Below are 9337 nucleotides of genomic sequence, written 5' to 3'. Positions count from 1 at the left end.
ACGGCATCCTGATCAAGGACGCCGAGGCGCTGGAAGTCGCCCATGCGGTCACGGCCGTGGCCTTCGACAAGACCGGCACGCTCACCTCGGGCAAGCCGCAGATCATCCACCTGCATGCCGTGGACGGCGAAGAAGCGCGGATACTGCGCCTGGCCGGCGCCCTGCAGCGGGGCAGCGAACACCCGCTGGCGCGCGCCGTGCTGGAGCGCTGCGAAGCCGACGGCATCGCCGTGCCGGATGTACAGAAGAGCCAGGCCCTGAGCGGCCGCGGCATCGCCGGAACGCTGGATGGACAGCAGCTGGCGCTGGGCAACCGGCGCATGCTCGAAGAATACGGCCTGCAGCCGGGCGAGCTGCTGGAAACCGCCCAGCGCTGGGAAGCCGAGGGTCGCACCCTCTCCTGGCTGGTGGAGCATGCGCCCGAGCCGCGTATCCTCGGCCTGTTCGCTTTTGGTGACAGCCTCAAGGACGGCGCCGCAGCAGCGATTGCCGGGCTCGCGGCGCGACATATCCGCAGCCACCTGATCACCGGCGACAACCGTGGCAGCGCGCGGGTGGTGGCCGAAGCGCTGCACATCGATGACGTGCATGCCGAGGTGCTGCCAGCGGACAAGGCCGCCACCGTGGCGGAGCTGAAGAAAGGCGGCGCGGTGGTGGCGATGGTCGGCGACGGCATCAACGATGCCCCGGCCCTGGCCGCAGCGGATGTCGGCATCGCCATGGGTGGCGGTACCGATGTGGCCATGCACGCCGCCGGCATCACCCTGATGCGCGGCGATCCACGGCTGGTACCGGCGGCGCTGGAAATCAGCCGGCGCACCTACCGCAAGATCCAGCAGAACCTGTTCTGGGCCTTCATCTACAACCTGGTGGGCATTCCGCTCGCCGCCTTCGGCTTTCTCAGCCCGGTGGTGGCTGGCGCGGCGATGGCCCTGTCGAGCGTCAGCGTGGTGAGCAACGCCCTGCTGCTGCGTTCCTGGAAGCCGGAAGAATGATCGGGAGCACGCCATGAACATTGGTCAGGCAGCCAAGCACAGTGGCCTCACGGCGAAGATGATCCGCTACTACGAATCCATCGGCCTGCTCACGCCGGCCGGGCGTGGCGCCAATGGCTATCGCCACTACAACGAGCGCGACCTGCATCAGCTGGCTTTCATCCGCCGCGCCCGTGACCTGGGTTTCTCGCTGGAGGAGGTCGGCAAGCTGCTGGCGCTGTGGCAGGACCGTCAGCGCGCCAGCGCCGACGTGAAAGCCCTGGCCGGCGCGCACATCGACGAGCTGAACCGCAAGATCGCCGAGCTGGTCGGCCTGCGCGACACCCTGCAGGAGCTGGTCGACCACTGCCAGGGCGATGATCGCCCGGACTGCCCGATCCTGCAGGGCATCGAAAGCGGCTGCTGCAGCGCCCCGTCATCCCGCCCCTCCCCAATCACTGCGCCTGGCAAAGGCTGATGCCAACGCGGTCCGCCCCGGCCCGCGCCCCCTGCTCCAGCGTTCGCTGCGACCATTCCTCGATTTACATTCAAGTTCGTATGCTCGCGGCCGAAAGAGGGCCCGAAGACACCCGCGGGCCGCCGGCAAGGCACCCGCTCGGATCGAACTATTCATCTGATTGGAGTGACATGAACAACTGGTTTGCAAACATCGGCGTCAGCAGGAAGCTCGCACTGGGCTTCGGTGCCGTGCTGATCTTGACCCTCATCCTCGCCTGGAACGGCTGGGGCAGCCTCGGCAGTGTCATCCAGCGCAGCGGCTGGATGACCGAAATCTCATTGCTGAACAAGACGCTGACCGACCTGCGTATCGCCCGCCTGCAATTCATGCTGGCCAATGGTGACAACGAATCCACCGAGCGTCTGGACAAGAACCTGGGCATCTACCTCGCGCAGCAGACCAAGCTGCTGGCAACCTTCAAGAACCCGGTCAACGTCGCCCAGCTCAAGGAGCAAGCCGGCTACAACGCGCAGTATCAGCATTCGTTGAACGACATGCGCAAGGCCTATGCCCAGGCCAATGCCTCGCGGCAGATCATCGAGCAGGCCGCAGGCCATCTGAGCGAGCTGATGGCTGGCGTGAACCGTCAAGTGCTGCAGCTCTCGGAGTATGACGAGGGCCGTTTCGCACAATTCCAGGCGATCACCCAGATCGAAGACGACGTGCAGCGTGCGCAGTACCTGCTGCGCGTCTACATGAGCAGCCCGGGTGCCGAGGCGGCGAAGGCGATCTACGCCCAGCTCGACGCCGCGCAGGCCACCCTCGGCCGTCATGCCGGCGCTCTGGACGCCGACAGCGGCGCGGCGCTGCAGCAGATGCGCACGGTGCTCGGCGAGTACCGCAGCGCCATCGAGGCGCTGGAGAAGGCCACCCAGGCAATCGCCAAGGCGCGCCAGGAGATGACCGACCAGCAGAAGGAAATCGTCCGTATCAGCGACTCGCTCTACCAGTTCCAGCTCGACCAGCTCGACGTGGAAAGCGCCGCAGCACGCACGCGCCTGATCGTCAGCGCGCTGCTGGCCCTGGTGCTGGGCATGCTGGCCGCCTGGCTGATCACCCGGCAGATCATCCTGCCGCTGCGTGCCACCCTGGCTGACGTCGAGCGCATCGCCTCTGGCGACCTCAGCGCCACCGCACAGGTTCAGCGCCGCGACGAGCTGGGCGTGCTGCAGCGCGGCATCCAGCAGATGGGCTCGACCCTGCGCGAGCTGATCGGCGGCATCCGCGATGGTGTCAGTCAGATCAGCGCCGCCGCCGAGGAGCTCTCGGCCGTCACCCAGCAGACCAGCGCCGGCGTGAACAGCCAGAAGGAAGAAACCGATCAGGTCGCCACCGCCATGCACGAGATGTCGGCGACCGTTCAGGAAGTCGCGCGCAATGCCGAACAGGCCGCGTTGGCCGCCACCGAGGCGGACGGCGAAGCCCGGGAAGGCGATCGCGTGGTCACCGAGGTGGTCACCCAGATCGAACGCATGGCCAGCGCCGTGGTGCGCTCCACCGAGGCGATGAAGGCACTGCAGGAAGAGAGCGACAAGATCGGCAGCGTGATGAACGTGATTCGGGCGGTGGCCGAGCAGACCAACCTGCTGGCGCTCAACGCCGCCATCGAGGCTGCCCGTGCCGGCGAGGCCGGACGGGGATTCGCCGTGGTCGCCGACGAGGTCCGCGGCCTGGCGCAGCGTACGCAGAAGTCCACCGAGGAAATCGAAGGGCTGGTCGCCGCGCTACAGAACGGCACCCAGCAGGTTGCCTCGATCATGCACACCAGCCGCGACCTGACCGACAGCGGCGTCGAGCTGGCGCGCCGGGCCGGTGCATCACTGGGCAGCATCACCCGCACAGTGTCGAACATCCAGGCGATGAACCAGCAGATCGCAGCGGCCGCCGAGGAGCAGAGCGCGGTGGCCGAGGAGATCAGCCGCAGCGTGGTGAATGTGCGCGATGTGTCGGAACAGACCGCCGCCGCCAGCGAGGAAACCGCGGCGTCGAGCACCGAGCTGGCACGTCTGGGCGGCCAGCTGCAGATGATGGTAAGCCGCTTCAGGCTCTGATTAGGGCCTCTTAGGGCCTAGCAACACACCACGGGCAGCGTCCTGCCCGTGGTGCAAAACCGCTTCAGCTGGCCTGGGATTGCAGGTAATTCTGCAGACCGATGCGGTCGATCAGGCCGAGCTGCTGCTCCAGCCAGTAGGCGTGGTCTTCCTCCGTGTCGTGCAGCTGCAGCGCCAGCATGTCGCGGGTCGGGTAGTCGCCGTGCTGTTCGGCCAGCGCGATGCCCTGGGCCAGCGCGGCGCGCACCTTGTACTCCAGCGCCAGGTCGTTGCGCAGCATGTCCGGCACGGTGTGCCCCGGATTGATCGGCTCCGGCGTCATGTCCGGGGTGCCTTCGAGAAAGAGGATGCGCTGCAACAGTGCATCGGCGTGCTGCGTCTCCTCCTCCATCTCGTGATTGATGCGCTCGTAGAGCTTGCTGAAGCCCCAGTCGGCGTACATCCGCGAATGCAGGAAATACTGATCGCGCGCCGCCAGTTCGCCGCGCAGCAGCTCCTTCAGATAGTCGATTACCGGTGCCTGGCCTTGCATTGCGTATTCCCCATGAGTGATGCGCCTTCAACAGCGGGCAAGCATCCCCGCTGAGTTCACGACGGTCAAGCGCTGCAGAGCCGCAGCAGCGCACCCTTGAGTGTGGCAGAGCCTCGGCAGAAGTCGACCGCCCGGTCACCTCACTTCTACGAACATCGCCAGCGAACTCCTGCGCAGACGCGGGGCTCTACTGTCAGTCCCAACGGGTGCCCGCACGCCCGCAACGCCGATCAGATAGGAGCCACGATGACGTCAACGCGAGCATTCCCAGCGTCCAAGGCCTGGTTGACGATCATCGCCTGTGCGCTGCCGCTGCTCGGTGGTTGTTCCTCGGAGGCCGAGCCGGCACCCGAGCCGCCAAGGGTGGCGCTGGTCGAACCGTTGCAGGCGGCCGAGGCGAAAGCCGAAGCACTGCGCTTCTCCGGCGTGGTGCAGAGCGTAACCTCCACGCAGCTGTCATTCGAGGTGGCCGGGCGTATCGAGCGCATCCTGGTCGACGAAGGCACGCGGGTGCGCCGCGGGCAAGCGCTGGCACAGCTGGATCGCACCGACTACCGCCTGCAGCTGCGCGAAGCCGAGGCGCGCCTGCGTCAACTGGAGGCGGATCTGGCACGCAAGCGCACCCTCCTCGCCGAAGGCATCCTCGCCCCCGCCGCAATCGAAGCGCTGCAAGCCAACACCGTGGCCGCACGGGTGGCGCGCGACAGCGCCCAGCGCGACCTCGATCACAGCACGCTGAACGCACCGTTCGACGGTGTAGTGGCGCGCCGCCTGGCCGAGCCAGACATGGTGGTAGCGGTTGGCACGCCGGTATTCGAGATGCAGGACAACCGCCATATCGAAGTCAGCGTTGATCTACCGGAAACCGCCGCCTTGAGCATTCCGCTCGGCGCCGGTCTACAGGCCGAAGGCGAGCTGGTGATTGCCGATGTGCGTCTGCCGCTGCGCTACAAGGAGCACAGCACGCAGCCACGCGAAGGCGCGCGCACCTACCGTCTGGTGCTGCAGGGTGAGCCACCGGAGGATTACAACCTGCTGCCGGGCATGGCCATGCGCGTCAGCATCGAACGTCCGGCGCAGCCGCAGAGGACCCGCGACGCCTTCCGCCTGCCGCTGTCGGCGTTGCAGACCGGCAGCGACGGCCAGCATTTCATCTGGCAGGCGGACGATGGCCGCGCGCGGCGGCTGGCCGTGGACCTGCAGCAGGTTGAAGGCGATCAGGCACTGATCCGTGGCGAGGGCCTGCAGGCGCAGCTGCCGATCATCGTCGCTGGCGGCAGCAAGCTGCACGAAGACCAACCGATCGAAGCGAAGGAGCGGAACTGAGCCGATGGATTTCGCCCGCTACGCCATCACCCGCCCGGTCAACATCTGGATTCTGATACTGATCTGCCTGCTCGGCGGCACCCTCGCCTTCTTCGAGATCGGCCGCCTGGAAGACCCGGAATTCACCATCAAGCAGGCCATCGTCAACGTGCAGTATCCCGGCGCCACGGCGCTGGAGGTCGAACAGCAGGTGACCGAACCGCTGGAAAGCGCGATCCAGCAGATGTCGCAGATCAAGGAGCTCCGCTCACGCTCGATGCCGGGCATCGCCGAGATTCGCGTGGAGATGCAGGACCGCTACGACGGCGATGCGCTACCGCAGATCTGGGACGAGCTGCGCAACAAGATCAACGATGCCCAGGGCGACCTGCCGCCGGGGATCGAACCGCCGCAGGTCAACGATGATTTCGGCGACGTCTACGGCATCTTCTACGCGCTGACCGGCGATGGCCTGACGCTAAAGGAGCTCCACGAAACGACCAAGGATCTGCGCCGCGCGCTGGTGGCCGCCGACGGCGTCGGCAAGGTCGAGATCGCCGGCGTGCAGGAAGAGCGCATCCTCGTGGAAGTCGACCAGGCGCAGCTGGCCGCGATGGGCATCGCCCCCGACGAGATCGCGGCGGCGCTGGCCGATACCGATGCCGCGGTAGATGCCGGCGGCGTGCATGCCGGCGAGTACTTCGTGCGCCTGCGCCCGAGCGGCGCCTTCGATTCGCTCGAAGAGCTGCGCGCATTGCCGGTCGGCCAGGGCGCGCAGCGGGTCGAGCTGGGCGCCATCGCCAAGCTGTCGCGCGACTACGCCGAGCGGCCGCGGCAGATCATCCGCCACAACGGCCAGGCGGCACTAACCCTGGGCGTCAGCGGGGTCTCGGGAGCGAATATCGTCGAGGTCGGACACAGCGTCGAAGCGGCGTTGCAGGCCATCGAACACCGCATGCCACTGGGCGCCGAACTGCATCCGCTGTACGAGCAGCACCAGATCGTCGATGAGTCGGTGAACAGCTTCGCGCTCAACGTGTTCCTCTCGGTGGCCATCGTGGTCGGCGTGCTGTGCATCGCCATGGGTCTGCGCGCCGGCGTCATCATTGGCGCGGTGCTGTTTCTCACCGTGCTCGGCACGCTGCTGGTGATGTGGCTGGCGGGCATCGAGTTGGAGCGAATTTCCCTCGGCGCACTGATCATCGCCATGGGCATGCTGGTCGACAATGCGGTCGTGGTCTGCGACGGCATGCTGGTGCGCCAGCGCCAGGGCAAGAGCATCCTCGAAGCCTCACAGGAAACGCTGCATCAGACGCAGTGGCCGCTGCTCGGCGCCACCATCATCGGCATCCTCGCCTTCGCCGGCATTGGTCTATCCCAGGACACCACCGGCGAGTTCCTCTTCTCGCTGTTCTTCGTCATCGCCGTGTCGCTGCTGCTCAGCTGGCTGCTGGCGTTGCTGCTGGTGCCGCTGTTCGGTCATTACCTGCTGCGCAACGCCAAGACCGACGAGGACCCCGACGCCGCCTACGACGGCCCCTGGTACAACCGCTACCGCCGACTGGCCGGCGGAGTGCTGCATCGGCCCTGGCTGACGGTCGGCGTGCTAGTAGTGCTGACGGTGGTCAGTATGGTGCTGTTCACCCGCTTGCCGCAGAGCTTCTTCCCGCCGTCGAGCACGCCGCTTTTCTACGTCAATCTGTTCCTGCCACAGGGCACGCATATTCGCGAGACCGCAGAGACCGCCTCTGACGTGGAGGCGTATTTGGCGGAGCTGGAGGGGGTAAGCGAGGTGTCCAGCTTCATCGGCGCCGGAGCCTCGCGCTTCATGCTGACCTATATGCCGGAGCAGCCGAATTCGTCGCTGATGCACTTTCTCGTGCGCACCGAGGATGCCGAGCTGATCGCCGGGCTGGTGAGGCAGATCAACCAGCAGCTGCCACAACGCTATCCCTCGGCCGACGTCTCGGCTGCGCAGTTCATGTTCGGCCCCAATGCCGAGGCCAAGCTGGAAGCGCGCATCAGCGGCCCGGACATCGAGGTGCTGCGGGCCATTTCCGCCGAAGGCCGCAAGCGCCTGCAGGATGAGGGCAAGGTTTTCAACGTGCGCGACGACTGGCGCCAGCAGGTACTGGTGCTCCGCCCGCAACTGGCGCTGGATCGCCTCGCCGATGCCGGCCTGACGCGCCAGGCCGTGGCACGTGCCCTGGCCGCCGGCAGCGAAGGCCAACGGGTCAGCCTGCTGCGCGAGCGCGACGAGCTGATCCCGGTATTGCTGCGCGCCGCGCCGGAGGACCGCATCGATAGCGGTGACCTGCTGCAACGGCTGATCTGGAGCCCCGCCGGCACCGGCTACGTGCCACTGGCGCAGGTCGCCGACAGCATCGAGCCGGTCAGCGAGGACAGCATCATCGTGCGCTACGACCGCGAGCGGACGATCTCCATCCGCGCCGACCCGCGCGACGGCGAGAACACCAACGAGGCACACGAGCGCATTCGCCCGCTGATCGAGGGCATCGAGCTGCCGGTCAACTACAGCCTGAAATGGGGCGGCGACTACGAACAGTCTTCCGAGGCCCAGCAGGCGCTGGCCAGCACGCTGGCGGTGCCCTACCTGGCAATGGTGCTGGTCACCGTGCTGCTGTTCGCCAGGGTGCGCCAGCCGCTGATGATCTGGCTGGTGGTGCCCATGGCGATCTGCGGGGTGAGCTTCGGCCTGCTGCTCACCGGTCAGGCGTTCGGCTTCATGGCACTGCTCGGCCTGCTCAGCCTGACCGGCATGCTGATCAAGAACGCCGTGGTGCTGGTGGACGAGATCGACCGGCAGATCGACGACGAGGTGCCGCGCCTGACCGCCATCATCGAAGCCTCGGCGTCGCGCCTGCGACCGGTGATGATGGCCGCCGGCACCACCGTACTGGGCATGGTGCCGCTGCTGTTCGACCCGTTCTTCGCCAACATGGCGGTTACCATCATGGGCGGCCTGGGCTTCGCCACGTTGCTGACGCTGCTGGCGGTGCCGTGCCTGTACCTGCTGTTCATGAAAGTACGCCCGGAGGAAACCGCATGACTGCCAAGGCCCTGGCCGCCCCGCTGCTGCTCGCCCTGGCCCTGAGTGCCTGCTCCAGCGCACCGCAGCATGCCGATCCGCAAATGCCGGAAGGTTGGTTCAGTGCCGCCGGTGCGCACCCGGCCGATGCCGAGTCGCTGGCCGTCTGGTGGCGCCAGTTCGATGACCCGCAGCTCAGCGCGCTGGTCAGCCGCGCCATGCAGCAGAACCACGATGTACGCCTGGCCATGGCGCGCGTCACCGCAGCGCGAGCCCAGCTGCGCCAGTCGCGCGCCGGCCTGCTGCCGAGCTTCGATCTCCCCGCTTCGGCCAGCCGCCAGTGGAACGAGAACGATCAGGAAGCCGAACCCGACAGCCCGCTGGCCGACTTCATCCCCGACAACGACGTGATCAGCTTCGATACCTGGGAGCTGGCGCTGCAAGCAACCTGGGAGCTGGACCTGTTCGGCGCCACCCGCGCGCGGCGTGACAGCGCGGCTCGGCAGCTGCGTTCGGCCGAGGCGCAGACGATAGCCGCGCGGCTGGCCGTGGCCTCGAATACCGCCCAGGGCTATCTGCAGCTGCGCGCATTGCAGGGCCAGCGCGCCTTGCTGGTCGAAGGCATCGAAGTGGCGCGCGAACTGGAGCGTATCGCCGGGCTGCTGTTCCACGCCGGCGAAGTGACCCGGCTGGACGTCGAGGCCACATCCGCCGAGCGGGCGTCGCTGGAAGCCGATCTGGACGAGCTGGACATTCACCTGGCCGAAGCGCAGCTGGCGCTGGACACCCTGCTCGCCGAGCCGCCGGGCAGCACCGCTGCACGTCTCGCCGCCAGCGCGCCGGTGCCACTGGCCGAGCAGCGCATCGCCCCGGGCCAGCCCATCGACCTGCTGCGCCGCCGCCCGG

The 9337-nt window shown here is 67.1% G+C and carries 7 protein-coding genes; 6 read left to right on the top strand and 1 reads right to left on the bottom strand.

Features of this window, described 5'->3' with window-relative positions; translation table 11 throughout:
- From LO50_RS19160 to LO50_RS19150, 3 genes are all read left to right on the top strand, one after another.
- Positions 1–995: heavy metal translocating P-type ATPase (locus tag LO50_RS19160; protein WP_044316022.1), on the top strand; the 995-nt coding region annotated here is incomplete at its 5' end.
- Positions 996–1008: 13 nt separating this feature from the next.
- On the top strand, positions 1009–1452 hold the full coding sequence (gene cueR / locus LO50_RS19155) for a Cu(I)-responsive transcriptional regulator (RefSeq protein ID WP_014819088.1): 444 nt from the start codon (positions 1009–1011) through the stop codon (positions 1450–1452).
- 170 nt (positions 1453–1622) lie between these two features.
- Entirely contained in the window at positions 1623–3545 is a 1923-nt protein-coding gene (locus LO50_RS19150) for a methyl-accepting chemotaxis protein (RefSeq protein WP_044316021.1), read from the top strand.
- 64 nt (positions 3546–3609) lie between these two features.
- On the opposite strand, the gene bfr is transcribed toward LO50_RS19150, so the two are convergent.
- Positions 3610–4077 carry a bacterioferritin gene (gene bfr / locus LO50_RS19145; RefSeq protein WP_014819086.1) on the bottom strand — a complete coding sequence of 156 codons (468 nt, stop codon included), beginning with the start codon at positions 4075–4077 and terminating at the stop codon, positions 3610–3612.
- Positions 4078–4323: 246 nt separating this feature from the next.
- Between bfr and LO50_RS19140 the strand changes: the two genes are divergently transcribed.
- The 3 genes from LO50_RS19140 to LO50_RS19130 all read left to right on the top strand — a co-directional run.
- Entirely contained in the window at positions 4324–5403 is a 1080-nt protein-coding gene (locus LO50_RS19140; RefSeq protein WP_044316020.1) for an efflux RND transporter periplasmic adaptor subunit, read from the top strand.
- A 4-nt stretch (positions 5404–5407) separates the two neighbouring features.
- Positions 5408–8452, top strand: coding sequence for an efflux RND transporter permease subunit (locus LO50_RS19135; protein ID WP_044316019.1), 3045 nt, complete (start codon positions 5408–5410; stop codon positions 8450–8452).
- Positions 8449–9337 (top strand): TolC family protein (locus LO50_RS19130; protein ID WP_044316018.1); only part of this gene is annotated, 889 nt, incomplete at its 3' end. The genes LO50_RS19135 and LO50_RS19130, both read left to right, overlap by 4 nt.

It is taken from the genome of Stutzerimonas stutzeri (assembly GCF_000935215.1).
Taxonomy (GTDB): Bacteria; Pseudomonadota; Gammaproteobacteria; order Pseudomonadales; family Pseudomonadaceae; genus Stutzerimonas.
Note: the sequence above shows the minus strand (reverse complement) of the source record. Positions and strands in the feature narration are given on the sequence as shown.